This window comes from Novosphingobium resinovorum (genome assembly GCF_027922145.1).
GTDB classification, from domain to species: domain Bacteria; phylum Pseudomonadota; class Alphaproteobacteria; order Sphingomonadales; family Sphingomonadaceae; genus Novosphingobium; species Novosphingobium resinovorum.
In genome coordinates this window covers 96374-120747 of the sequence record NZ_BSFC01000019.1, presented here as the reverse complement: position 1 = coordinate 120747, position 24374 = coordinate 96374, and the positions used below count along the sequence as shown (strand labels likewise).

Below are 24374 nucleotides of genomic sequence, written 5' to 3'. Positions count from 1 at the left end.
GCAGATGGGGAAAATCGCGGCGGCCGGGGGGCCGGTCGGGATCATGTGACGTACGGCAGTCCGGTTGATCGGGACCGGAGCGTGCCAGGGTTTTAAAGCCCGGGGTTTTGAGGAAAGTCATCCCTTGAATAACAACAATCGTGGTAACAACCGTCGGCGCGGCCGCGGTAACAACCGTCAGCAGGGCGGCCAGCAGACCAACCGGATCGACAGCAGGGCACGTGGCAATGCGCCGCAGCTTTTGGAAAAGTATCGGAAGATGGCGCACGACGCCCATCTTAATGGCGACCGCGTGACGGAGGAATACTACCTCCAGTTCGCGGATCACTACTTCCGCGTCATCGCCGACCAGAAGCAGCGCCAGGAAGACGCTCGCCAGCCGAATCAGCCGCGCCGCGACGATCATCGCCAGAACGATTACGGCGACGATTACGGCTCGTACGACGATCCCTACGGCGAAGCGCCGCCAGCTCCCGTCGAACGCGCTCCCGTCGAACGCGCTCCGCGTCCTGAGCGTGAACAGCGTCAGTATGAGCCCCGGAACGAACAACGCAACGACCAGCGCCAGTACGAGCCGCGCAATGAGCCGCGCCACGAACAGCGCGCTCCCGAGCAGGCTGCGCCGCCCGCCGTCGAGGCTACCGACGAGGTGGCCGAAGTGGGGTCCAACCTCTACGAACCGCCCGAGAACCCCTTCGTGCGCGACAACCGCGCTTCGCGTGGCCTGAAGCAGCGCAAGCCGCGCGGCTCCCGTCGCGACGAAGGCGACGAGGCGCAGGGCGAGGCCGAGCAGGCTCCCGTCGAAGCTGCTTCCGCTCCGGTTGCTCAGGAAGAGCCCGCCGGTTTCGACGCAGCGGCCCTCCCGCCCGCGATCTCGGCCAAGCCGACCCGCAAGCGCGCGCCCAAGGCCGCCCCGGTCGAAGCTCCGGCCGCTGAGGCCGAACCTGCCGCCGAGGAAAAGCCCCGCCGTCGCCGCACCCGCAAGGCTGCTGCCGGAGACGAAGCTGCTCCCGAGGCCGTCGAAGGCTGATCCTCCTTCCCCGGCGCGCGTGCACGGGATCGTAACTGGTCCCTTGCGTCGCGCCGGTCCGGGCTTACAAGCCCATGGCGATGCAGTCCGACCGGTACGCTTCGCCTTTCCTCAGAACCCTCACCCTGGCCGTGCCCCCGCGGCCGGGTGCGCGCGCACTGGCGGCCATTGCCGCCGGTGCCCTCGCGGCCTGCGGCTTCCAGCCCCTCGCGCTCTGGCCGCTGACCCTGATCGCCGTCGCCTGGCTGCTCGAACTGGTGGTTCGGGCAAGGACGGGGCGGCAGGTCTTCCTGCTGGGCTGGTGTTTCGGGCTCGGGCACTTCACTCTCGGCAACAACTGGATCGCGACCGCCTTCACTTATCAGGCGAACATGCCCGCCTGGCTGGGCATGATCGCGGTGGTACTGCTGGCGCTCTACCTTGCGCTGTTCCCCGCAGCGGCGGCGTTGGCGGCCTGGCTGGTGGCCCGGCCCGACCGCCGCGAAGATTCGCGCGGTTTCGCCGCGCTCGCCCTCGCTTTCGCCGCGACCTGGATCGTCACAGAGTGGATCCGCGCGTGGCTGTTCTCCGGCTTCGCCTGGAATCCGCTGGGCATCGCCCTGCTGGGCGGGTTTGAAAGCCGGGGGCTTGGCATTCTGGCGCCGTGGATCGGGACGTATGGCCTCTCGGGCGTGCTGGTCCTGTTGTCCGGCGTGCCCGGCATCATGGCCCGGCTGCCCTCCGGGAAGGTGCTTGCGCCCATCGCCGTCGCGGTGCTGGCGGGCGGGCTTGGTTTCGCCATGCAAGCGCCCGCTCCGGCTGCGCAGCCCGGCCCGGTGCGCTACACGCTGGTCCAGCCCGACATCCGGCAGGAGTTCATCGACGACCCGCGCTATTTCGAGCGCAATTTCCAGCGCCTCGCGTCGCTGTCGCTGCCGCGCACGCCGGGGGACCGGCGCGCTGTGTTCTGGCCTGAATCGGGGCTCGGCGATTTCCTGCGCGACGGCTATCCGAGCTATCTCTACCGCATCTATACGTATGCCGGTGATCCGGAGATCGCCCGACGCCGCCTGGGCCGTGTGGTCGGGCCTTACGGACTGCTGATGACCGGCGCCGTCGACCTCGTCATGGAGGGCGAGGAGGAGAAGGCGGCGCGCAATTCGGTTACGGCAATCGATGGAAGCGGGGCGATCCTGGCAGGGTATTCCAAGGCCCACCTCGTGCCTTTTGGCGAGTATCTGCCGATGCGCTCTCTGCTCGGGCCGATCGGGCTCAGCCGTCTGGTCGCGGGGCAACTCGACTTCCTGCCGGGACCGGGGCCGCGCACCGTCGACTTCGGCGCCTATGGCAAGGCCGGAATCCAGATCTGCTACGAGATCGTCTTCAGCGGCGAGGTCGTCGATCCCGCCAACCGGCCCGACTATATCTTCAACCCCTCGAACGATGGCTGGTTCGGCGCCTGGGGGCCGCCCCAGCATCTTGCTCAGGCGCGGCTGCGCGCGATCGAGGAGGGCCTGCCGGTGCTGCGCTCGACAACTACGGGAATCAGTGCGGTGATCGATGCCGACGGGATCGTGCGGGCCTTCGTGCCGCGCCATCGCGCCGGTCGTCTCGATGGCCTGATCCCGCAGGCCCATGAGCCGACGCTCTTTGCCCTACTGGGCAATGCGCTGCCGCTCGCGCTTGCCGCACTGCTGATGGCGGTTGCGCTTTGCGTGGTTGCACTCGGTCGCCGTCGGGTCTAGACCGCACACTCACATAAAGCTTCCTTTATATCCCAAGGGATCACATGCGCAGCAACTACGTCTTCACGTCCGAAAGCGTCTCCGAAGGCCATCCGGACAAGGTTTCCGACCAGATTTCCGACGCCATCGTCGATCTGTTCCTGTCGAAGGACCCCGAAGCGCGCGTCGCGTGCGAGACGTTGACGACCACCCAACTCGTTGTCCTCGCAGGCGAAATCCGCTGCAAAGGCGTGTTCGAGAACGGCGAGTGGGCCGAAGGCGCGCTCGAGGAAATCGAGAAGACCGTTCGCGCCGTCGTCAAGAAGATCGGTTACGCGCAGGACGGCTTCCACTGGGAGACCTTCGAATTCATCAACCGCCTGCATGCCCAGTCCGCGCACATCGCGCAGGGCGTCGATGCAGCGGGCAACAAGGATGAAGGCGCGGGCGACCAGGGCATCATGTTCGGTTTCGCCTGCGACGAAACGCCCGACCTGATGCCCGCGACGCTCGATTACAGCCACAAGATCCTGCACAAGCTGGCCGAAGACCGCCATTCGGGCGCGGCCCCGTTCCTTGAGCCCGACGCCAAGAGCCAGGTGACCCTGCGCTTCGAGAACGGCGTGCCGGTGGAAGCCACCGCCGTCGTCGTCTCGACCCAGCACGCGCCAGGCTACGACAAGGGCGAGCAGGAAGCCGAACTCAAAGGCTACGTGAAGGCGGTCGTGACCGAGCTTCTCCCAGAGGGCTTCGTCACCGACAAGACGGTCTTCCACATCAACCCGACCGGCTCGTTCGAGATCGGCGGCCCTGATGGCGACGCGGGCCTCACCGGCCGCAAGATCATCGTCGACACGTACGGCGGTGCCTCGCCGCATGGCGGCGGCGCGTTCTCGGGCAAGGATCCGACCAAGGTGGACCGTTCCGCCGCCTACGTGACGCGCTATCTGGCGAAGAACGTGGTCGCCGCCGGCCTCGCCACGCGCTGCACCATCCAGGTGTCCTACGCGATCGGTGTCTCCGCCCCTCTCTCGCTTTACGTCGATACCCATGGCACCGGCAGCGTCGATGACGCCGTGCTGGAAGCCGCGATCGCCAAGGTCTCGGCCGAGAAGCTGGGCGGCCTGACCCCGCGCGGCATCCGTGTCGGCCTTGGCCTCAACAAGCCGATCTACGGCCCGACCGCCGCTTATGGCCACTTCGGCCGCAAGCCCGAGGGTGACCTGTTCCCCTGGGAGCGCACCGATCTCGCCGATGCGCTGAAGGCGGCGCTGGGCTGATCTGAAAGAGCACCGCATTCTTGTGCGGTGCCCCACATTCTTCCAGTCATTCCCGCGAAGGCGGGAACCCATCTCCTGAATTTTCGTGTCGCACGACCGTCAGATGGGCCCCGCCTTCGCGGGGATGACGGAGGAAGAAGGAGCGGTCATACGCACCCTTCGACCAACCGCCGACGCTGTTCGATCAGCGTCGGCGTTTCTCTTGCAACGATGGGCCAAGCCGATAGCTTCGGCCGATCGACCCCAGCGCTTTTCCGGGCGTGGGATGCAAGGGACACATCCATGATCGAAACCGACCGTCGCGGCGCACTGGGCATCGCCGCCGCGCTTCCTCTCGCTTCGGCGCTACCCTCTTTGCTCGCAGGTACGGCGCATGCGGCCGAAGCAGCAGCCGCGCAGTGGGACCTCACTGACCTTTATCCCGGCCTCGACGCCTGGGACGCCGCGCGCAAGCAGGTCGCCGCCGCGCTGCCTCGCCTCGCCGCCTACAAGGACAGCTTCGGCGCCGACGCGCCCTCCATGCTCAAGGCGCTGGAGGATATCTCCGAAGTCTCGAAGACCTTCGCACGCGTCTACGTCTATGCCTCGCTGAAGGCCGACGAGGACGTGCGCGTCTCCGCCAACCAGGAGCGCAACGCGCAGGTCATGGACCTCTACGCCGCCTTCGGCGAGGCGACCGCGTGGACCGCGCCGGAAACGCTGAAGCTGGGCAAGGACAAGGTCGAAAGCTTCATCGCCGCCGACAAGACGCTTTCCACTCGCTTCGCCTTCGGCCTGCGCAAGACCCTGCGCGAGGCCCAGCACACGCTCGACGCCAGGGGTGAGGCGCTGCTGGCGGCGGTGTCCTCGCCGCTGTCCGGCCCGCAGACGATCCGCGAGCAGTTGTTCTCCTCCGACATTCCCTGGCCCGAAGTGACGCTGTCGGACGGGCGCAAGACGACGCTCGATGCGCAAGGGTACACCCTGACCCGTGACGCGCCGAACCGCGACGACCGCAAGAACGTCATGGACGGCTTCTTCGGCGAGATGGGCAAGTTCGAAAGCTCGCTCGGCGCGGCGATGGCGGCCAAGCTCAAGGGCGACGTGTTCGAGGCCCGCGCCCGCAGCTACAAGAGCTGCCTTGCCATGGCGCTCGCCCCCGGTGCGGTGCCCGAGGGCGTCTACCGCACGCTGGTGGCCGAGACGAACGCCGGTCTGCCGCAGCTCCACCGCTCGTTCGAACTGCGCCGCAAGATGCTGAAGCTGCCGGACATGCACTATTACGACATCTATCCGCCGCTGGTCAGCATGGAGCGCAAGTTCACGCTGACTGACATGCGCAACATCACCCTCAAGGCCGTCGAGCCGCTGGGCCCCGACTACGTCAAGCGCCTCGGCGCGGCGACGGCGGCGAAGTGGATGGATCCCTGGCCGCGCCCCGGCAAGCGTCCGGGCGCCTACATGAACGGCTCGGCCTATGGCGTGCATCCCTACCTGCTACTGAACCTCGGCGAGAACTACGAGGGGTTGTCCACGTATGCGCATGAATGGGGCCACGCGATGCATTCGCTGCTGGCTGATTCGGTGCAGCCTTACGAGCTGTCCGACTACCCGATCTTCACCGCCGAGATCGCCTCGACCTGCAACGAGGTGCTGCTGACCGAGTACATGCTGAAGCAGGCGAAGACCAAGGAAGAGAAGATCTACTACCTTGGCATGCGGCTGGAGGGCATGCGCGGCACTTTCTTCCGTCAGGCCATGTTCGCCGAGTTTGAACTGAAGATACACGAGATGGCCGAAGCGGGAGAGGGCCTGTCGGGCGAGAGCCTGACGCGCGTCTACCTCGACCTGCTCAAGCGCTACCATGGCCCGAATTTCGTGATCGACGCGCCCTACGCGATCGAGTGGGCCTATATCCCGCACTTCTACAGCACGTTCTACGTCTACCAGTACGCCACCTCTATCTCGGCGGGGACGTGGTTCGCGCACTCGATCCTGAATGGCGGCAAGGCCGAGCGCGAACGCTACCTCGATGTGCTGCGGGCAGGCGGCTCGGCCGATCCGGTGGATATCCTCAAGAAGGCCGGGCTCGATATGACCAGCGCCGATCCGTATCGCGGGCTGGTGGCGGACTTCAAGGTGACGATCGACGAGATCGAAGCGCTGATGGCGTGACGCCGTTTCCTCTCCGGGCAAGCTCGGGGAGGAGGGTGTTTCGGCGAGGAGGGATGCCGGAGTGCGGGTTCAGCTCGAAATGTGGTGCGTGCATTCGGAAATGTGCCACATTTTTAATTCGCTCTGGCGCGACTAACGGCTTGTCAGTCTTGCCTGCTTTCCGACCCTCAGCTAGGTCGGCCTCATGAAAGCTCATCTCGCTGCCGGTGTGACAGCTGCGAAACCGGCGCCGTCCTTTACATCGCAAATTCTTTCATCGACCCAGAAGCCGCTTTTGCCGCGGAGCGGGTTCTTGAAAGGTGCGCTCGTGGGTGCACTCGCATTCGTCGGTCTGTCCGGCTGCGCGGGCAATGCTATCATGGGGGGCGATGGACCTTCGCTTGGTCAGATCAAGCGGGCGACCAGAGATGATGGTCGAACCGATGGCCGCGCTGCATTGTTGTTGGGTGTCGATGCCCCGCTTGCACGCAAGCTTGAGGGATTGGACGCACCTGAAACATTCGGGCCGACATTCGGGGCAGGCAGGCCTTACGGCTCGGTCATAGGTCCGGGTGACGCGCTGCAGATTACTCTCTACGAAGCACCTCCCGCCGTGCTATTCGCATCATCCGCACCGCTTACTTCGGCCGCTGCGACGGCCGGAGGACAGCGTGGCATGGCGCTGCCCGATATCGAGGTCGATGCGGAGGGACGCATCATGGTTCCGTTCGCGGGCCTCATCGACGTGTCAGGCAGCACGCCGCAGCAGGTCGCGGCGAAAATCGTCGCGCGATTGAGGGGCAAGGCGCATCAGCCGCAGGCTCTGGTCAGCCTGCGCGGTGCTGCGTCGGCGGTTACAGTGGTCGGCCAAGTGCGATCAAGCATCCGCATGCCGCTGACTTCACGGGGCGAACGTGTGCTCGACGCCATCGCCGCTGCGGGCGGCCCAAGTGAGCCGGTCGAAAAAGTCAGTCTGCAGATCACTCGTGACGGGCGGAGTGTCCAGATGCCGCTGGATCAGGTCATCGCCTCGCCCGGCGACAATATCTTCTTGCGCCCTGCCGACGTGCTCACGGTTAGTTATCAGCCTCGCAGCTTCACCGTGCTTGGTGCGACTGGTCGCAATGATGAGATCAAGTTCGAAGCGCGGGGCATCACTCTGGCGCAGGCCCTGGGCCGGATCGGCGGACTGCGCGACGATCGGGCCAATCCGGGTGGCATCTTCGTGTTTCGACTTGAGGATGCCGCAACGATGGTGACGGTACTGCCCGGCGCGGACCTTGCTGGTGTGACAGATGGTGATGGCAAGGTGCCGGTCATCTACCGTGCGGACCTGCGCGATCCGGCCACTTTCTTCGCGGCACAGCACTTTGCGATAAGGGATCGCGATATCGTCTACGTCACCAATGCACCGGTCGCCGATTTGCAGAAGTTCGTGAACATTATCGGCGCCGCCATTTATCCAGTCGTGACCGTCCAGGCCGCCGGGCTCTGAGCGTTACAGCCTTCGATTATTCCCCAGGCCTGAGGCGGCGGTCCGCCCGGCGATGTGAAAAGAATTGCGATGCAAAGCATGTTCAAGCGCCTTTTGAAGAAGTCCGCCGGAGTAGGTGTCCTTTTTCACGTGTGCGTATCGGTGCCGACGTTGCTCGCGATCCTTTATTTCGGACTGCTGGCCAGCGATGTCTATATTTCTGAGTCGCGCTTTGTCGTACGTAGCCCCAACAAGCCGGAAACAACCGGCTTCGGCGTATTGCTCAAGTCAGTAGGCTATTCCAGCGCAGGCGAAGAGATCTACGTTGCTAACGACTATCTGCAGTCTCGTGACGCACTGCGTGACATCAATCGGGGCGGTATTGTCGCCAGGGCGTACGGTTCGTCCGCTATCTCAGCGTTCAATCGTTTCAATACGCTGGGCCTGGATGGCTCCTTCGAAGCCCTGTATCAATATTTTTCGAACAAGGTAACCGTTCAGCACGAGACCGCAACTTCGATCACGACCCTCGAGGTGCGGGCTTACACGGCGGCGGAGGCCAAGGCATTCAACGAAGCATTGCTGCATCAGGCAGAGCAGTTGGTGAATCGGCTCAATTCGAGGGCGCAGAAGGATTTGGTCGCGTCCGCTACCGAGGAAGTCAAGCGGTCCCGCGGCCAGGTCGACGAGACTGCGCGTGCTCTAGCGGAATACCGGAACCGGGCCGGCCTGGTCGACCCCGAGAAGCAGGCAGGTCTCCAGCTTCAGATGGTATCGAAGCTGCAGGACGAACTGATTGCCGCGCGCATCCAGCGAGACCAGATCCGCGCGTTGGCTTCCAACAGTTCGGAACTGAGCGCTTTCGATGCTCGCATCGCAGGGCTCGAGAAATCAATCGCAGACGAAACGGCCAAGGCTGCGGGGGGGCGTGGAAAAGATGGTTCGCTGTCCAGCGCTGCGGTGGAATACCAACGCCTTCAACTCGACAGCCAATTCGCCGACAAGCAGCTGGCCGCAACCCTGTCGGCGCTGGAGGAAGCTCGGCTCGATGCCCAGCGCAAGCAGGCTTACGTAGAGCGCATCGTCCAGCCCGGTCTACCCGATGACGCCCTTGAGCCGCATCGCCTGCGCGGCATCTTTGCTACGCTCGTCATGGGACTGATGGCCTGGGGTATCTTCTCGATGCTGCTCGCCAGTGTGCGGGACCATATGGAATGAGCAGCCTGATCGGCTCCGCGCGCGTTCAGGGCAGGGTGATCCATGCCCTGCTGATGCGCGAGGTGCTGACCCGCTACGGCCGGCACAACATCGGTTTTCTGTGGCTGTTCGTGGAACCCATGATCTTCACCCTGGGCGTCGCAGCGCTGTGGTCGGCGTTTCATGCGGTGCACGGGTCATCGCTGCCGATCGTGGCCTTCGCCGTGACGGGGTACTCCAGCATCCTGTTGTGGCGCAACATGGGGTTCCGCACCATTGGCGCCATCGAGCCGAACCTGTCGTTGCTCTATCACCGCAACATCAAGCCAATCGACATCTACCTGTCGCGTCTGCTGCTGGAAGTTATCGGCGCGACGGCGTCCTTCGTGGTCGTGTCGTTCATCTTCGGCATGATGTCCGACGATATAACTTGGCCTGAAAATTTAGCGGAAGTTATTGCTGGCTGGACCCTGCTCGCCTGGTTTGGGGTCGGTCTGGCGATCCTGGCCGGCGCTGTGTCGGAAGAGCACGAATTCGTGGAGAAGCTGTGGCATCCGGCACAGTACCTCCTTGTGCCATTGTCGGGCGCCGCGTTCCAGGTCGATGCGCTGCCCACCGCATTGCAAAAGCTGGCCCTCTATCTTCCGATGGTGAACGGGGTCGAGATAGTGCGAGAGGGTTTCTTTGGCTCGAAGTTCCACGCCCATTACGACGTCGGTTATCTAGTGACCGTGAACACCGTTCTGACGGTACTCGGGCTGGCGCAATTGCGCAAGATCGCGCGGGAGATCACCCCGGAATGACCCCCGGCCCGATCACTCTTGAAAACATTACGAAGATCTACCGCACCCGGGCGGGACCACATCGTGTGCTCGACGATGTCTCGCTAACGATCCGGCCGGGGGACAAGATCGGCGTGCTCGGCCCTAATGGCGCGGGCAAATCGACCTTGGTGCGTATCGTGAGCGGTGCCGAGGAACCGACGCGCGGCAAGGTCACACGAGGAATGAGCATCTCGTGGCCGATGGGCTTCGTGGGCGGGTTTCAGTCGAGCCTGACGGGATACGACAACTTCAAGTTCATCTGCCGTGTCTATGGGCAGGATCCCAAGGCGCTGTATGGCTTCGTGCAGGATTTTTCCGAATTGGGGCATTTCCTGCGCGAACCCGTACGCACATATTCCTCAGGCATGCGTGCCAGACTTGCCTTCGCCATATCCATGGCGATCGATTTCGACTGCCTAATCATCGACGAGGTGATCGCGGTCGGAGACAAGCATTTCCAAGAAAAGAGCCGCACTGAACTGCTCGACAAGCGGCGGCACAAGACGATGGTGATCATCACTCACGAGATGCATTTCATCCGTGAGAACTGCAATCTTGTTTATGTCGTACGGGGAGGGGAACTCCACCGGTTTGAAGACATCGAGGAAGGAATTCACTTCCACGAGAGCTGGTTCGGATAACTATTCCGGCTGGCCGCCTCGCCCGGTCATCTGTCTGTTCAGCCATCAGGAGGCTGCTATGCCAAGGATCGCTCACTTCTGCACCGCCATCCTGATGATGGCAGCTCCTGCGACTCTAGCTGCCGCTCAGGACAATCCTGAGCGGACCGCGGAGGCCGATGGCAAAGGCCAGGCCGCGGACATTTCCGCCTATGGAGCTGATGGCAAGGGAGAGGCCGACAGTGCTCCTGCCCTCGCCCGAGCAATCGCGGCAGCGGGTGTCGGTGGAGAGGTCGTGATCCCGGCAGGTCGTTATCATTTATCCCGCAACCCTCTGCGAGGTGTGGCGGGGTCGATCACTATCCGCAGTTCGGCGCAGGCCATTTTTGCCGGTCCAGGGGCAGCGGGAGTGAATGGCTTCAATCATACCTTGACCAACGGCTACAACACCAGTGCTGGCTCCTGGCAGGTGTGGCGTGACTTGCCGGCGCCACAGGCGGGGGCGGATACCACTCAGGGCTGGGCGCAGGAATTGATCGGGCCGGCGCGCGGGGCGATGTCCCAAGTGCTGGGCTATATGGGGGCGGACAGCAACGGCAACACCGCAGATGGCAATGTCCAGGAGGTGCTCAACCTGGTGCAGAACGTTCATGCAGCAGATCGGATAGGGACAGGCATCTACAAGCCATTCGAAATCGATCTGAACGTGGATGTATCCGCTCCGGGCGCCGTGACATCCGCGAACGGCGCAGGTCTTATCGGTATGTTGCTGACGGGGGGAGGCGCGGGAGGTCCCCATCAGGGCTCGGGGATGCAGGGGGTGCTGTTGCAGCGGACCACGGGCGCCTGGGGCAAGGCTCTCGTCGTGCAAAACGCTGCCAAGGGCCTTGAAGTCAACGCATCGCGCATCCCGATCGATATCCAGACCACTTATTACGGGGCGGTGGGGGATCCCGCCTGTCCGCGCGACAGCAATCCGCAAGGCTGCACGGTCGGTGCGGGCATAGTCTTTTCCAACGCCCCTGCATTTGCGGGTACGGTGTTCGCGGCGGGACAACTTGCGAATGGGAACGATACGGTAACGCTACGCAGGGCCAGCGACAAGGCGCCTGCGGGAACTCTGCTGAGGCTGCGCAACGCGGCGGATGATGCGGACCTCGCGAGCATCGATGCGCAGGGCCATCTAACTTCGACACTAGTGCAGATCACTGGGACTGCCCTCGCGGCCCTGCCCCGATGCGGAGGCACCAGCGCAGGGTCCATAGCTTTTGTCACCGATCTTGCCGAGCCCGTCACACGCTGGCGGCAGGAAGTCACACGGGGTGGCGGCCACGAAAGCGCATTCGTGGCCTGTGACGGAACAGCGTGGCGGGCCCATTAGGCGGCAGGAGAGAGAGAGAGAGAGAGAGAGAGAGAGAGAGAGAGAGAGAGAGAGAGGAGGGCGGCTCGAGCCGCCCCGCCCTTCATTCAGTCGAAACTGGCAATCAACTGGGACCAGTATTCTCGAGAGGTGATGTCGTCGTAGGCACCGGCCCACTGGGCGCCTGCCTGCTCGCTTTCGCGGGCATATCGCTTGATCACCTTGTCGAAGTGCTTGCCGATCTCGGCATAGACGTCCGGAGCGAAGCCGAAGTAATGCAGGGCGCCATTGTCGGGATCGCTATAGGCGAAATCGGACTGCATGGGCATCGCCGTCCAGCTGATGTCCATACGCTGGGGAAACACCACGAGACGGCGGAACGGATTCGAGGCCAGCGTAGGTAGTTTGTGGCCATTGAAGCTGTGTCGCTGCAGGAAGCGATAGACCTTGCCCCTGGCGTTGCCCGGCCCGATTGCCATGCGCCCGACCGGCAGCCGGTCCAGCTTGCGATAATTGGCGTTGAAGCGCTTGTACTGCGCCATCACCCCCTGATGTACGGCATCGAAATCCTCGTCCCGGAACGCCGCGGGGCCATCGAGGAAGCGTTCCACCGCCATGCTTAGGAGGTAAGCCGAACCGTACTGATTCGTGCTGACGAAATTGCGGAAGCGTGCTCGCAGCTGCTTCTCCACGCGCTTAAGGCGCTTGGCGAGCATGCGTTGCGGCTTAGCCTGCAGCACGAAGCCGTCGTTCATCATGCGGTCAATCATGCGGGGCAGGTGGCCGCTGAGGCGGATCAGTTCGTTGCGGATATTGTAGAATGCGAACCAGCCTTCGACTTTGGCGTAATACGGTTCGTGCCACACCGCGATGCCGGGCACGGTCCATGTTCTGCGACCGGCAATGTCGGCGCGGACTCCGTAGTCCACGTCGTCGAGATGGACAAAGATCGGCAATGGCATGCCATTGCGGGAGAATGCGGCCTTGCTCCCGCCGAACAGCCACCAACCGTTGAAGTTCGTGTACATGTTGCGGGCGAGAGCGTTCTTGGCCTCCGGTGTGTCGAGACGTGACGGCGGCATACGCGCCTCCACGGTCTCGAAGCGGTCGGCTCGCCAGTAGGCGCTTGCATCAGCCAGCTTTACCGGGTCGTAGACGTCCATCTGCACGCCGCCTACAAAATCCTCGTCTTCGACCTGGAAGCGGAACAAATTCAGCATCCTCGCGATCGAAACCGCATCGATGTCGGCATCGTCATCAAGGAGGATGATGTGGCTTGACGAGGAATCGTCCAGCGCCACGTGAATCCCGCGTCCGAAACCGCCTGCCCCGCCGACGTTCTTCTGAGCGATCACCTGGATGCGCTCGGTCGAAAGGCCCGGTTGGACAGAAAATGTGCGGGCGTTATCGACGACGATCACCCGCCAGTTTGCAGTTTCGGCATCGAGAATGTGCTTCAGGGTTGCGAGGTTGTTCTGCAACTGAGAGACACGATTGAAGGTGCAGATGACGAAGGCCGGGGTGACTTCGCGCTGCGGCGTGGCGCCGATCTCCCAGTCGGCCGAGAGCACTTCCACTGCGCCAAACAGCGGCGTCACGGTGAAGCTCCAGCGCCCTGATACGCCATCGGCGGTGACGATCTCGAACGGCATCACGATCTCGTGCTCATGCCGGTAGGGGTCGACCGTCGTTTCGGAGATCAGATAGTTGCCGACATAGCGGTAGACGTCCTTGCCGCCGCCGCTGTGAGCGGTCGATGCAACGCGACGGTGACCATTCTGGTCGGTATGCAGCAAGCCGACTTCGGCCGCCCCCTTGAGGCGCAAGCGCAATCGGAAGCGTTCGACCCGCGTCGTGCCGAAAACCTCACGGTCATAGAGCGAACTCATAGCCCCATCGACCGTGAGGGAATGTCCTCCCAGGACCAGCGGGCAGCCGTTTGCGGTCGAGGGGGGCTCGCCTTCAAAGTACAACGGATAGCGTACTTCGAGCGGGCGCATGTTGATCGGGAAGAACGGCGCGTAGCTGGCTGCCTCGGCAGAGTGTGGCATCGGCGTTAGACCTCCACCGCTTGGCGGTCGGCGAGATAGGCCTCGGCCACGTCCATGGCCCGGTCAATCGTCACGTCCATGTCGAGGTACTGGTAGGTTCCCAGGCGCCCGACGAACGTGACGCCCTTTTCCTGCGCTGCGCGGGCTTCGTACTGCTCTAGCAGCTGTGTTTCGGCCACCATGCGGATCGGATAATAGGGGATGTCGTCAGGGCCGCACAGCCGGCTGTACTCGCGGAACACAATCGTCTTTTCGAAGTCCGCAGCTTCCCAGGGTGCAAAATGCTTGTGTTCGGAGATGCGTGTGAAGGGTACGGTTTCGTCCGGGTAGTTGATGACCGCGGTTCCCTGATAATCGCCCTCGGCGCGCTCGGGGACGAAGTCCAGGGTGCGATAGCCGAGGCGGCCCAGGTCGTAATTGAAATAGCGATCTAGCGGCCCGGAATAGAACGTGTGCGCGAAATCTTCCGTCAGGTCCTCATGGCGCGCGCCCAGACGGACCTCGATACCCGGATGGTCGAGGATGCTGGCCACGATCGCGGTGTAGCCGTCGCGCGGCATGCCCTGGTATGGGTGGTTGAAGTAGTTGTCGTCGTAGTTGAAGCGCAGCGGCAGGCGCTTGAGGATCGACGCAGGAAGCTCGCTCGGCTCACAGCCCCACTGCTTGCGGGTATAGCCCTTGAAGAATGCTTCGTAGAGGTCGTTCCCTACAAAGCGCAGCGCCTGCTCCTCGAAGGTCTGCGGATCGCTGATGTCCATGCGTGCCTTGGATTCGACGAAAGCGCGTGCCTCGGCGGGAGAGAATGCCTCGCCGAAGAACTGGTTGATCGTGTGTAGGTTGACCGGCAGCGAATAGACCTTGTTGGCGACGTTCGCCTTCACGCGGTTGACGTAGGGCATCATCACGCCGTGACGGTTGATGAATTCCCAGACGCGCTCGATTCCGGTGTGGAAGATATGCGGGCCGTACTTGTGAACCATCACCCCGGTTTCCGGATCACGTTCTGTGTGACAATTGCCGGCGAGATGATCCCGCTCGTCCAGGACTAGGCTGGTGATGCCCTTTTCGGCGAGCATCCGCGCGATCACCGCACCGGAGAATCCGGCACCTACAATACAAATTCGCATGATTCACAAGCCTCGTCAGAAAGTCGGTAGCGGTGTGGTCGGCAACAGAAGACGCACTGGATGACCGCAGGAAGAAAGGAGAGTCGATTGGCGGCGGTAATGGCGAATTTTCTCAAAGCAACAGAATAACTCGTCATAAAATCGACGGATGACAATCTGTTAATGTGCCGATGTGGCAGTCACGCCGAGCGTAGTTCCAAGCGCGGCCTGAGGGACGTCCTGATGAAAGCGCACCAGCATGCCTGTCATGGCCCTGAGGCAGCGCAGCATGGCACGGCGGCTCTCTGCCGGGTCGCGGCGATAAACCCGCGCAGTGCCGCCATTACCATCCTGTTCGATCACCAGCGACGGGCGCTGCGTATAGTCCGGTCGCCAGTGATCGCCATGCGGGAGCACGTAGGGTGTCGCTCTGCCGACTGGAAGGCCACACAGATCCAGCACCAGCCGTCCCACCATGCGAAGAGAGCGTGCGAAGCCGGAAAGCCGGATGGGGGGCAGGGTGAGTGCACTCGAGGCTTTTCCGCCGTCCGCCTCATCGCTTGCCAAAGCCATCGCCGAGGTCGCAGCTATGAGTTGGGCATGTTCCCGATGCGTCCAGCACGCCATCGCGGCAGGACCGGCATTGAAGGCGGCGATGCCGAACGTCATCGCTCGCACACGGTCGTAATCGTAGCGCAGCAGATGATGAGTAAAGCCGCCAACCAACTTGCCGACGGCTTTCAGCCTGCCGATCCGGCGATGGAGGGCATTGGCAAAGAGGCTGTTACGCCGATCGTAGAACATGTGCCACGGGGCGGATTTGCCAGCGAAGGGCATGTGCCATACCGCCAGGCCGGGCCATCCCAGGGTCGGCATTCCGGCACGCTTCAGGCGATAGCCGAATTCCACGTCGTCGCCGCGGATGAAGCAGGGCATCGGTAGCCCGACCTGTTCCAGCGCCTCGATCGGGAAAGCAAAGCACCACCAGCCGTTGAAGTCGGGGCGATGCACGCGGGCCAGGAAGTCCACTCCTGCCGCTGTCGCGATGTCACAGCCGTCGGGTGGTACGACATGGCCGATGCCGAAGCTGCCGGGAAGCAGCATGTCGCCGGCGCTGAACAACTGCGTACGCGCATGATAGTCGAACATGGCTCCGCCCAGACAGATTTCTGGGCGAGCGAAGGAGAGGATCGCGGCTGTCCGTTCGACGAGATCGTCAGGCATGTCGATGTCATCGTCCATCAGCAGGACGTGAGTGATGTCGCCTGCGGCGTGATGTTCGACCATTCCGCGCGTGAAGCCACCGGCACCGCCGCTGTTTTCCTGGTCGATCCAGCGGATCGCGGGATCGGTCGGAACTTGCCCGCGCAGCCGTTGTTCAAGCCCGGGTTCGCCGTGGTTGACCACCACCGCGCAGCCGCCGGCCATGTGCCGGTGCAGGCGAGCGAGGTTGGACACGAGGAACGGCTCGCGGTTGAAAGTGGTGATCACCACGCCGATGCGTGGCGTGCGTTCGGGCGCCTGCGCGCTTTCCCAGGCAGCAGAAATTACTGGATCAGTATGAGGGCCGGTCGGTATGATCTCCAGCAGCAGACAACTGTCCGGTCCGTCCGCCGGGGCCAACGATGCCGACAATTCCACCTCGTCCGTTTCGGTCCCCGGGCTCCAGGAGGTTTCAGCCAGTAGCGCTTCTCCTCCGACGTCATCCAGCCGACGGCGAAGCAGCCGCAGCCGGGCCGGTGCACGTAGATGACAGCGCAGCGAAACGCTTTCGAGCGCAGTGAAGCGCGCCCAGTAACTTTCCGGAAAGATGTCGAACAGGCCATCGTGCCGGATCACCGGCGTCGTGGCTCGATTCGGCTCCCGGGACAGGCGATGCAGAACAAAAGGGGGGCGGCCGTGCCGCTGGCGAATAGTCACACTCATCGCAGGGTTTGCGTCTTGGCGTCGCTGGTCTCGGTAGGGCTTGGGAGGATTCTCGACTCGTTATGCATTATAGGACGTCCGGGCAAGGTTGCGGGCAGGCAATCGCATCAATCCTCCAGTTCTTTGCGACGAATGCGACGATGACGGAGAGAAAGTACGAGAGCCTTTGCCCATCTTGTCCTTCACGATCGCAAGATTTCGACCCTAGCTCCCGTCATCGACGGGTGCACGCCTGCCTACCGGACGCCACGGTTGTCCCACGTACTTCTCAAATCTGTCGCGCACGCTCCAGAGCCAATTCACCCGCCGTTCCGCAATACCCGGGAGGCTGAGAACGTCTCCGCCCAGCCACGGCAGGAAAGGATTGCGGCGCGCATATGACCAGATTTCCACTCGTTCGCTCGGGCGAGCCGAGGCGCCGCGCGCGTGAAACCCCACCGTGTCGGCAACTATCAGCGTGTTGCCCGGGACGGCCAGTCCCTCGGGCAGGGGAAGGTTCATCGCGGTGCGTTCATGTTCCGGCACACGGGGGGACCCTCGCGCGGAGAGGCGGTCGGTCGTCTGCGGGCAGGCCAGGGAGCGCTGGTGTTCCCAGGCGAGGCGCTCCGGGGTGAAGCGATGCGATCCCCGAACGAACGTAAACGGTCCTTCGTCTTGGGCTACGGGATTCAGGAACAGCCAGGCCTTGAGCGAGGAGTGGAAGCTGTCGGCGTGAATTGTCTCTTGAGGATCGGTCTCGTTCGACCCGTCATGGCTCACGATGGTCTGGACGTAGTGAAGCGGGGTGGTCCGAAAACTGGCCACATAGTGAAACAGTGCCACCAGATCCTTGCGCTCCAGCATCGCGCGCAAGGCTGGAATCGCCGTGAGCATTGCAGGATCGATCGCCAGCCTGCGGGTTACGGCATCGCCCTGCCGCATTTCCCGGGCGGGGCCTTCGTAGGCAAGCACAGCGGCGCGAAGTTCGGCGAACTCTCCGGGAGGAACAATCTCCTGAATGACCACGAAACCGTCGCGATCAAACGCCGCGCGCCAGTCGGCACGCACCATGGGGGCAAGGCGGCGCCTGCGCCAGGCACACATCGCCGCCGCCAGCCTGACCCGCGCGACGTGAAGGCCAAGTGTGTTCAGTCTCCGCGACCCGATCAATGGATTGTCCAGAAAGCTCTTGGCACCCGTCAGCAGCTGCAGGGCCGAAAACGGCAAGAGCAGCAAAGTCCTGATCGTCGATTTTCTGTCAATAGCAGGCATACTTGGCCGATTGCGCCCGGCGAATGTCCGATGCAACCGGAAATACGGCAGCTTGGACGGAGGCCGGGGCGAATTGGCGCTATGCTTTCACCACCTCGTCGATGGCCATAAGCCGGGCGAGAAGAGGTTCGAAATGGGCGAGAGGCAGTGCATTCGGGCCGTCGGAAAGCGCGTTTTCCGGATCCGGATGCGTTTCCATGAACACGCCCGCGACCCCTGCCGCGACCGCGGCGCGTGCGAGAAGCGGGACATATTCGCGCTGGCCGCCGGATCGTTCGCCAAGGCCGCCGGGCTGCTGGACCGAATGTGTGGCGTCGAAGACGACGGGACAGCCGGTCTCGGCCATGATCGACAGCCCGCGCATGTCGGAAACCAGCGTATTGTAGCCGAATGACGTGCCGCGCTCGCACAGCAAGAAGGCGTCGGCCTCCTTTCCGGCGGCGGTGGCGGCGTTGCGGGCCTTGGCGACGACCTGTTTCATGTCGGCTGGCGCCATGAACTGGGCCTTCTTGATGTTGACCGGCTTGCCGGAGGTGGCCACCGAAGCGATGAAGTCGGTCTGCCGGGCGAGAAACGCGGGGGTCTGCAGCACGTCCACGACTCCGGCCACAGCGGAAACCTGCGCAATTTCGTGGACATCGGTAATCACCGGCAAACCGGTTTCGGCACGCACCTTCTCCAGGATGCGCAGGCCTTCTTCCATGCCTAATCCCCGAAAGGACTTGTCCGAACTCCGGTTGGCCTTGTCGAAGGAACTTTTGAAAATAAGGAAAATTCCCAGCCGCTGCGCCACTGCGGCAAGCGTTTCGGCGATGGAAAGCGTCAACTCCTCGCTTTCGATGACGCATGGCCCGGCAATTGCGAATAGAGGCGTTTTCGGAGCAATCAGATGTCCGCAAAGAATCATGGTGTGAGCCCTGGTCAGCCGATGGGTAGTTATGGGTAGCGCAAATCCGGCAAGTTAAAATTTTGAAGTCCCCAGGCTTGCCGGATGTTCCCGGTCAGACCGGCGATGACATCGGGCAAGGATCGCGATACGGCGTTTCCCTTGGCCCGGAAAAAACTGGCTGGCAATCCCCGCGCGCTACGATCGGATTGATTCACGGGAGCGTCATCAGTCGCCAATTAATGATTGCAAGCAACCAGTTATGACGAGAATCAAGGCGGTATGACAAAAGCACTTTTCCAGACACGGTCTTCCGCATCCGCGTTGAAAACACTGGACATCGAACTCGAAGCGCTCGAAGCGCTCAGGACCGCTCTGCAGTCGCCTGCCCTCGGCAACGAGGTTGATCGCGCTATCCAGACCCTCGCCGCGACGCGAGGGCGAGTTATTGTAACCGGCATGGGCAAAAGCGGGCACATCGCACGCAAGATTGCCGCGACGATGCGTTCCACTGGAACGTCCGCCCTCTATCTGCATCCCGGCGAGGCGAGTCATGGTGACCTCGGTGTCATCACTCCGCAGGACGTGGTCCTCGCGATCACGTGGTCGGGCGAGACGGCAGAGTTGGGTGACATCTTCCACTATTGCCGGATCTACGGCGTGACGCTGATCGTCGCCACTTCGCATGCGCACAGCACGGCGGGCCGGGCGGCTGACATTTGCCTTGCGATGCCCCCCGTTCGTGAGGCTTGCCCGAACGAACTGGCGCCCACGTCGTCCACCACGCTGCAGCTTGTGCTGGGCGATGCGCTAGCGGTGGCCCTCATAGAAGCCCGCGGCTTCACCTCCTCCGACTTCAGGGTCTTCCATCCGGGCGGCCAGCTTGGGGCGAAGCTCTGCACGGTGGGGGAAATTATGGGCGTCGGCGAAGCGGTCCCGCGTGTGGGTCGGGATGCCACGCTCATCAGTGCGACCCTGGAGATGAGCCGCAAGCGGTACGGCTGCACCGCCGTAGTTGATGCGGATGGGCGCCTGGTGGGAGCGTTTACGGACGGCGACCTGCGGCGCTGCATAGCGGTGCATTCGCTCGAAGATAACATCGGCCTGCACATGTCGGAAAATCCTCTCACCGTCGCTCCCGACATCCTGGCTTCCGAAGCGCTGCGCATACTCAACGAGAACGCCGTCTCCGTACTGTTCGTCGAGCAGCAGGGCACGCTTGCCGGCATCGTTCATATACATGACATCGTCAGGACTGGGGTTGCCTGAGGTTGCCTGATCTCATCGTTGTTCCGGCGCGCTATGGTTCCACGCGGATGCCGGGAAAGCCGCTGATGCAGATAGGGGGCCGCACCATGCTGGAGCGTGTGATTGCGGTCGCCCGGCAGGCGGCCGATCTCGTGGGCAACTGCGAAGTCGTTGCCGCTACCGACGACGATCGCATTGCCGCGCATGCGCAGGCGCTTGGCGTCGAAGCGGTCATGACTTCGCGGGAATGCGATTCGGGCTCGTCACGCGCCTTCGCGGCAGCGGCGGAACGGTCCGAACGACCGGAACTGGTGGTGAATCTTCAGGGTGACGCACCCTTTGTGCCGCCCGCCGTGTTGGCCGGGCTGGTTGCGGCCTTGCGTCGGGGCGGGGCGGACGTGGCTACACCCGTCTTCCAGCTCGACTGGGCAAGGCTCGACCGGCTGCGCGCGCACAAGCTGGCGGCACCTTTCAGCGGGACCACCTGCATCCGGGACGCACGCGGGCAGGCGGTGTGGTTTTCCAAGGCGATCCTGCCCGCCATACGCTCTGAAGAGGAGCTGCGCATGTCGTTTCCCAAATCGCCGGTCTGGCAGCACCTGGGCCTCTATGGATACCGCATGGCTGCGCTGGAGTGGTTTGCCGCCGCGCCGCAAGGTACGTACGAAGTCCTTGAGGGCCTTGAGCAACTGCGTTTCCTCGAGGCTGGCCGGACCATCGCAACCGTCGAAGTCGATCCTCCTTCGCACGCAATGTCCGGTATCGATACGCCAGCGGATCTCGCGATGGCGGAAGAAGCGATCGCGCGACTAGGCGATCCTTTCCCGGGCTGATAGCGCGCTCTGATGCCAGAGTCCGCATTCGTCATCGTTCGTCATGGGAATACCTTTGAGGCCGCAGAGGCGCCGCGCAGGATCGGTGCGGCCACCGACCTGCCGCTGACGGCGGCAGGGCACGAGCAAGGCGAGGCGCTCGGACGGCATTTTGCCGCTCTGGACTGGAATTTCGCGCAAGTGCTGGTGTCCCCGCTGGCTCGCACGCGACAGACGGCACAGGCGATCCTGCGGCATCTGCCCAAAGTTTCGCAACCGCAGCCCTGCGAATGGCTGCGCGAAATCGATCACGGCCCGGACGAGAACAGGCCGGAAGCCGATGTTCTGGCCCGTATCGGATACGATGCGCTGGCGGCATGGGATGAACACGCCGTGCCACCTCCGGATTGGCACGTCGATGCCCCGGCACGCATTGCTGCCTGGCGCGATCTCTTTTCTACAGCCCTGGGCGAAGTGCTGATTGTGACGAGCAATGGTGCTGCCCGTTTCGGGTTGGTCGCGGCAGGGCTGACGGAGACAGGACCGGCGGGGCTGAAACTGCGAACCGGTTCTTACGGCATAATCCGCAGGGAAAGGGACGGCGTATTGCGATTGGCGGACTGGGGGCGCCGGCCGTGACCGGCAATCTTCCCGTGCTGCGCGCGCCCCCGTTTCCCTGGGCCGACGCCACCGTATCGGTCTCGGGGGAGACGGGCGGGACGTCCGCCGATGCCGCGTCCTTGTTCGCGCTCGTCAGAGATGCGCGCGTAGGGGGCCGGTTCTGGGCCGCGCCCTCGGGGCTGGTACGTCCCGCCGGCGTCGTGCTCAAGCCCCGCGATCCTTCGGAAATCGATGCCATGCGTTGCCGGGATGCGGTGTGGATCCTGCCGTCTCGCAACAGGCGCTGGTCACGCAAGCTCATCGATGAAGAGTGGCGCGAAGATGTCGATCCCTGGACGGTCCTGCCGGGAGCGGGACGGCTCGTCGCGCATGGCGACGATGAATGGATAGTTCTTGCGCGGACCCTGGGAGTGCCGGTGGAAGTGCTGTCTTCCGGCCGGTTCGGCAGACCGCATGACGACGATGCCACGCTCGATCGACTGGCCGCGCTGGCCTTGTCCGGTGCAGGCTGGCGCGATCCCTTTACCGGCTTGGCCTCGAATGTTGAGGCGGTAGTCGGCCTGCTGGCAACATGGCGCCGGAGCCTCGATACTAATCGCGCCATCGTCGCGGCTTGCGGCATGGCGTGGTGGAAGCGGAAGGAAATTCGCCGGTTTCTCTGGCATCCCGGGCGCAGCCTCGCGATCGTATCCTCGGCGATGAAGGCCCTGCGGATCGCCCGCAAGGCCCGTCGCGGCGGGGACGGGGCGGTTGCGATCTGGCCTTCGCGCGTCTCGCCCGCGCTGTTGGCCGCGGCCGACAGAGACGCCGTGCCGCTGGTCCGGGTGGAAGACGGTTTCGTTCGATCGGTCGGGCTTGGTGTCGATCTCGTGCCGCCGTCATCGATCGTGGTGGATGTCTCGGGCATCCATTTCGACCCGCGCACGCCCAGCGATCTCGAAAGCATTCTTGATGATGCGGAGATTGCCCCCCCGCTGATCGAGCGCGCGGCGATCCTGCGCAAGGCCATCATTTCGGCCGGGATCAGCAAGTATTCCGCCGAAACCGGGCTTGTAATATTACCCGCCCGCCTTCCCGGAAAACGCCTCGTCCTGGTTCCCGGTCAGGTGGAGGATGATATGTCGGTGCTTGCGGGCGGGGGCGGGCTAACCTCTAACCTTGAACTGGTGCGCCGAGCGCGCACGCTGGAACCCGATGCCGAGATATGGTTTCGTCCGCATCCCGACGTGGACGCCGGCCATCGCCGGGGCGCTGTCCCCGATTCCGAAATCCTCAAGCATGCCGACCGCATCGCGCGCGGGGGCGGAATGGCGCCATTGCTCGATGCGGTCGATGCGGTGCACGTGTTGACCTCCCTCACCGGGTTCGAGGCCCTGATGCGGGGGCGGGAGGTCACCTGCCACGGCACTCCGTTCTATGCCGGCTGGGGCTTGACCCGCGATCTGGGCGAAGTGCCCGCCCGAAGGACCCGAAAACTGCCGCTCGATGCACTCGTAGCGGGGGTGCTGATCCTTTACCCGCGTTACCTCGACCCGGTGACAGGATTGCCCTGCCCGCCCGAGGTGCTGGTGGGGCGCATGGCTGCAAGAAAGGCGACCAACCGCCTGCGATGGATAATGCCGCTGCGCCGTTGGCAGGGCAAATTGATGGGTATTTTTCGATGAGCGTCATTCTCGATATCTCCCGTCTGATCTCGCGAATCCGCTATTCGACTCCCTCGGGAGTCGATCGGGTGGAGATGGCCTATGCGCGCGGGCTGCTGTCGCATTACGGGCAGGAAATGGCCTTTTCCGCCGTACACCCGCTGGGATGCTACGGCCGCGTGCCGCACCGGGCCGCGCTGGATTACCTGGACGAGCTCGAACGCCGGTGGTCCAGCCGGGAGGATGGTCCCCGGCAGCGTTCGCTGCATTCCGTGCTGCCGCAACTGGCGGCACTGCTGCCGATGGGAAAAGCGGCCGCTTCGCAAGGCGTGTATGTGCAGGCATCCCCGCATCACCTCACCAACATGGCCAAGGTGCGACGGATACTACAGCGGGAACAGGCCAGGTTCCTGTGCCTCGTGCACGATCTCATTCCCATCGAGTTTCCCGAATACGCACGCCCGTCCGGTGCAGCGCTTCACAAGCGCCGGATGGAGACCGTGGCCATGGCGACTGCGCAAGGCAGGGGGGCGGCCGTCGTCAATTCTGCCGCGACGGGGCGTGCCTTGCAACCCTGGCTGGAGCCCGGCACGCCGATCCACGTCGCGCTGTTGGGCACCGAGGCATTGCCGCCCGCAGTGCCGGATACCGGTGATGGTCGCCCATACTTCGTCTGTCTTGGCACGATAGAGCCGCGCAAGAACCATCTGCTATTGCTTCATCTTTGGCGACACCTGGCGGAGACCTTGCCTGTTCAGGAAGTCCCGCGTCTCATTGTCATCGGCCGGCGTGGCTGGGAGAACGAGCAGGTGATCGACATGCTCGAGCGCTGTCCGGCGCTTTCCGGTCATGTCGAGGAATTGGGCGGTTGTCCGGATATGCGTCTGTCTTCGTTGCTGCGCGGTGCCCGTGCGTTGCTCATGCCTTCGTTTGCGGAAGGGTACGGCATGCCGGTAGCCGAAGCGCTATCCGTCGGTACGCCGGTCATCTGCAGCGATCTGTCTGCATTGCGTGAAGTGGGTGGCGCAGTGCCCGATTATCTCGATCCCCTCGATGGACCGGGCTGGAAGGCGGCGATCCTCGACCATACCTTGCGAGGCGATCTGCACCAGGCGCAACTGGCTCGCCTGCCGGGGTGGCATAACCCGAGCTGGCCGGAGCATATGGCGGTCGTGACCCGGGCTATCGAACTGCTTCAGTCGGGCTGAT

At 63.3% G+C, this 24374-nt stretch carries 19 protein-coding genes; 14 read left to right on the top strand and 5 right to left on the bottom strand.

Features of this window, described 5'->3' with window-relative positions:
• Window positions 1-64: 64 nt before the first annotated feature.
• The 9 genes from PKE80_RS10570 to PKE80_RS10530 all read left to right on the top strand — a co-directional run bounded on the left by PKE80_RS10570 (window position 65) and on the right by PKE80_RS10530 (window position 11642).
• The gene (locus PKE80_RS10570) at window positions 65-1030 is read left to right on the top strand and encodes a DUF4167 domain-containing protein (protein WP_309298983.1); all 966 of its coding nucleotides are present in this window, start codon (window positions 65-67) and stop codon (window positions 1028-1030) included.
• Window positions 1031-1104: 74 nt separating this feature from the next.
• Window positions 1105-2754 (top strand): apolipoprotein N-acyltransferase, encoded by a 1650-nt coding sequence (gene lnt / locus PKE80_RS10565; RefSeq protein WP_271182429.1) that lies wholly within the window; start codon window positions 1105-1107, stop codon window positions 2752-2754.
• Window positions 2755-2798: 44 nt separating this feature from the next.
• Window positions 2799-4013, top strand: coding sequence for a methionine adenosyltransferase (gene metK, locus PKE80_RS10560; protein WP_271182428.1), 1215 nt, complete (start codon window positions 2799-2801; stop codon window positions 4011-4013).
• 282 nt (window positions 4014-4295) lie between these two features.
• On the top strand, window positions 4296-6167 hold the full coding sequence (gene pepF / locus PKE80_RS10555) for an oligoendopeptidase F (protein ID WP_271182427.1): 1872 nt from the start codon (window positions 4296-4298) through the stop codon (window positions 6165-6167).
• 184 nt (window positions 6168-6351) lie between these two features.
• A complete protein-coding gene (locus PKE80_RS10550) occupies window positions 6352-7641 on the top strand; it encodes a polysaccharide biosynthesis/export family protein (protein WP_271182426.1) in 1290 nt (429 codons plus the stop codon).
• A 78-nt stretch (window positions 7642-7719) separates the two neighbouring features.
• Entirely contained in the window at window positions 7720-8838 is a 1119-nt protein-coding gene (locus PKE80_RS10545) for a KpsE/RkpR family capsule polysaccharide export protein (protein ID WP_271182425.1), read from the top strand.
• The gene (locus PKE80_RS10540) at window positions 8835-9620 is read left to right on the top strand and encodes an ABC transporter permease (RefSeq protein WP_271182424.1); all 786 of its coding nucleotides are present in this window, start codon (window positions 8835-8837) and stop codon (window positions 9618-9620) included. The genes PKE80_RS10545 and PKE80_RS10540 overlap by 4 nt, the downstream gene beginning before the upstream one ends.
• Window positions 9617-10282 (top strand): ABC transporter ATP-binding protein, encoded by a 666-nt coding sequence (locus PKE80_RS10535; RefSeq protein WP_271182423.1) that lies wholly within the window; start codon window positions 9617-9619, stop codon window positions 10280-10282. Before PKE80_RS10540 ends, PKE80_RS10535 begins: the two co-directional genes overlap by 4 nt.
• A 58-nt stretch (window positions 10283-10340) precedes the next feature.
• On the top strand, window positions 10341-11642 hold the full coding sequence (locus PKE80_RS10530) for a hypothetical protein (protein WP_271182422.1): 1302 nt from the start codon (window positions 10341-10343) through the stop codon (window positions 11640-11642).
• 86 nt (window positions 11643-11728) lie between these two features.
• Here the strand turns inward: PKE80_RS10530 and PKE80_RS10525 are convergent, their stop codons facing one another.
• The 5 genes from PKE80_RS10525 to kdsA form a co-directional block, all read right to left on the bottom strand.
• A complete protein-coding gene (locus tag PKE80_RS10525) occupies window positions 11729-13621 on the bottom strand; it encodes a glycosyltransferase family 2 protein (RefSeq protein WP_271182421.1) in 1893 nt (630 codons plus the stop codon).
• Window positions 13622-13677: 56 nt separating this feature from the next.
• Window positions 13678-14799 (bottom strand): UDP-galactopyranose mutase, encoded by a 1122-nt coding sequence (gene glf / locus PKE80_RS10520; RefSeq protein ID WP_271182420.1) that lies wholly within the window; start codon window positions 14797-14799, stop codon window positions 13678-13680.
• Window positions 14800-14958: 159 nt separating this feature from the next.
• Window positions 14959-16617, bottom strand: coding sequence for a glycosyltransferase family 2 protein (locus PKE80_RS10515; RefSeq protein WP_271182419.1), 1659 nt, complete (start codon window positions 16615-16617; stop codon window positions 14959-14961).
• Between the two features lie 291 nt (window positions 16618-16908).
• Window positions 16909-17955 (bottom strand): phytanoyl-CoA dioxygenase family protein, encoded by a 1047-nt coding sequence (locus PKE80_RS10510; protein ID WP_271182418.1) that lies wholly within the window; start codon window positions 17953-17955, stop codon window positions 16909-16911.
• A 79-nt stretch (window positions 17956-18034) separates the two neighbouring features.
• Window positions 18035-18862, bottom strand: a complete 828-nt coding sequence (gene kdsA / locus PKE80_RS10505; protein WP_271182417.1) for a 3-deoxy-8-phosphooctulonate synthase — start codon at window positions 18860-18862, stop codon at window positions 18035-18037.
• A gap of 261 nt (window positions 18863-19123) precedes the next feature.
• Between kdsA and PKE80_RS10500 the strand changes: the two genes are divergently transcribed.
• Genes PKE80_RS10500 through PKE80_RS10480 form a run of 5 tightly spaced genes read left to right on the top strand, consistent with a single transcriptional unit; the run spans window position 19124 to window position 24373 of the window.
• A complete protein-coding gene (locus PKE80_RS10500; RefSeq protein ID WP_271182416.1) occupies window positions 19124-20110 on the top strand; it encodes a KpsF/GutQ family sugar-phosphate isomerase in 987 nt (328 codons plus the stop codon).
• Window positions 20111-20112: 2 nt separating this feature from the next.
• Window positions 20113-20922, top strand: coding sequence for a 3-deoxy-manno-octulosonate cytidylyltransferase (locus tag PKE80_RS10495; protein WP_271182415.1), 810 nt, complete (start codon window positions 20113-20115; stop codon window positions 20920-20922).
• 12 nt (window positions 20923-20934) lie between these two features.
• Window positions 20935-21540 carry a histidine phosphatase family protein gene (locus tag PKE80_RS10490; RefSeq protein ID WP_271182414.1) on the top strand — a complete coding sequence of 202 codons (606 nt, stop codon included), beginning with the start codon at window positions 20935-20937 and terminating at the stop codon, window positions 21538-21540.
• Window positions 21537-23186, top strand: a complete 1650-nt coding sequence (locus PKE80_RS10485) for a capsular polysaccharide export protein, LipB/KpsS family (protein ID WP_271182413.1) — start codon at window positions 21537-21539, stop codon at window positions 23184-23186. The genes PKE80_RS10490 and PKE80_RS10485 overlap by 4 nt, the downstream gene beginning before the upstream one ends.
• Window positions 23183-24373, top strand: a complete 1191-nt coding sequence (locus PKE80_RS10480) for a glycosyltransferase family 4 protein (protein WP_271182412.1) — start codon at window positions 23183-23185, stop codon at window positions 24371-24373. The genes PKE80_RS10485 and PKE80_RS10480 overlap by 4 nt, the downstream gene beginning before the upstream one ends.
• The last annotated feature ends 1 nt before the right edge of the window (window position 24374 follow it).

Excerpts from the sequence above, each read along its gene's own strand:
- lnt (WP_271182429.1), top strand. The coding sequence starts at position 1,105 with ATGGCGATGCAGTCCGACCGGTACGCTTCGCCTTTCCTCAGAACCCTC.
- metK (WP_271182428.1), top strand. The coding sequence starts at position 2,799 with ATGCGCAGCAACTACGTCTTCACGTCCGAAAGCGTCTCCGAAGGCCAT.
- pepF (WP_271182427.1), top strand. The coding sequence starts at position 4,296 with ATGATCGAAACCGACCGTCGCGGCGCACTGGGCATCGCCGCCGCGCTT.
- PKE80_RS10550 (WP_271182426.1), top strand. The coding sequence starts at position 6,352 with ATGAAAGCTCATCTCGCTGCCGGTGTGACAGCTGCGAAACCGGCGCCG.
- PKE80_RS10545 (WP_271182425.1), top strand. The coding sequence starts at position 7,720 with ATGTTCAAGCGCCTTTTGAAGAAGTCCGCCGGAGTAGGTGTCCTTTTT.
- PKE80_RS10540 (WP_271182424.1), top strand. The coding sequence starts at position 8,835 with ATGAGCAGCCTGATCGGCTCCGCGCGCGTTCAGGGCAGGGTGATCCAT.
- PKE80_RS10535 (WP_271182423.1), top strand. The coding sequence starts at position 9,617 with ATGACCCCCGGCCCGATCACTCTTGAAAACATTACGAAGATCTACCGC.
- PKE80_RS10530 (WP_271182422.1), top strand. The coding sequence starts at position 10,341 with ATGCCAAGGATCGCTCACTTCTGCACCGCCATCCTGATGATGGCAGCT.
- PKE80_RS10525 (WP_271182421.1), bottom strand. The coding sequence starts at position 13,621 with ATGCGCCCGCTCGAAGTACGCTATCCGTTGTACTTTGAAGGCGAGCCC.
- glf (WP_271182420.1), bottom strand. The coding sequence starts at position 14,799 with ATGCGAATTTGTATTGTAGGTGCCGGATTCTCCGGTGCGGTGATCGCG.
- PKE80_RS10510 (WP_271182418.1), bottom strand. The coding sequence starts at position 17,955 with ATGCCTGCTATTGACAGAAAATCGACGATCAGGACTTTGCTGCTCTTG.
- kdsA (WP_271182417.1), bottom strand. The coding sequence starts at position 18,862 with ATGATTCTTTGCGGACATCTGATTGCTCCGAAAACGCCTCTATTCGCA.
- PKE80_RS10500 (WP_271182416.1), top strand. The coding sequence starts at position 19,124 with ATGACAAAAGCACTTTTCCAGACACGGTCTTCCGCATCCGCGTTGAAA.
- PKE80_RS10490 (WP_271182414.1), top strand. The coding sequence starts at position 20,935 with ATGCCAGAGTCCGCATTCGTCATCGTTCGTCATGGGAATACCTTTGAG.
- PKE80_RS10480 (WP_271182412.1), top strand. The coding sequence starts at position 23,183 with ATGAGCGTCATTCTCGATATCTCCCGTCTGATCTCGCGAATCCGCTAT.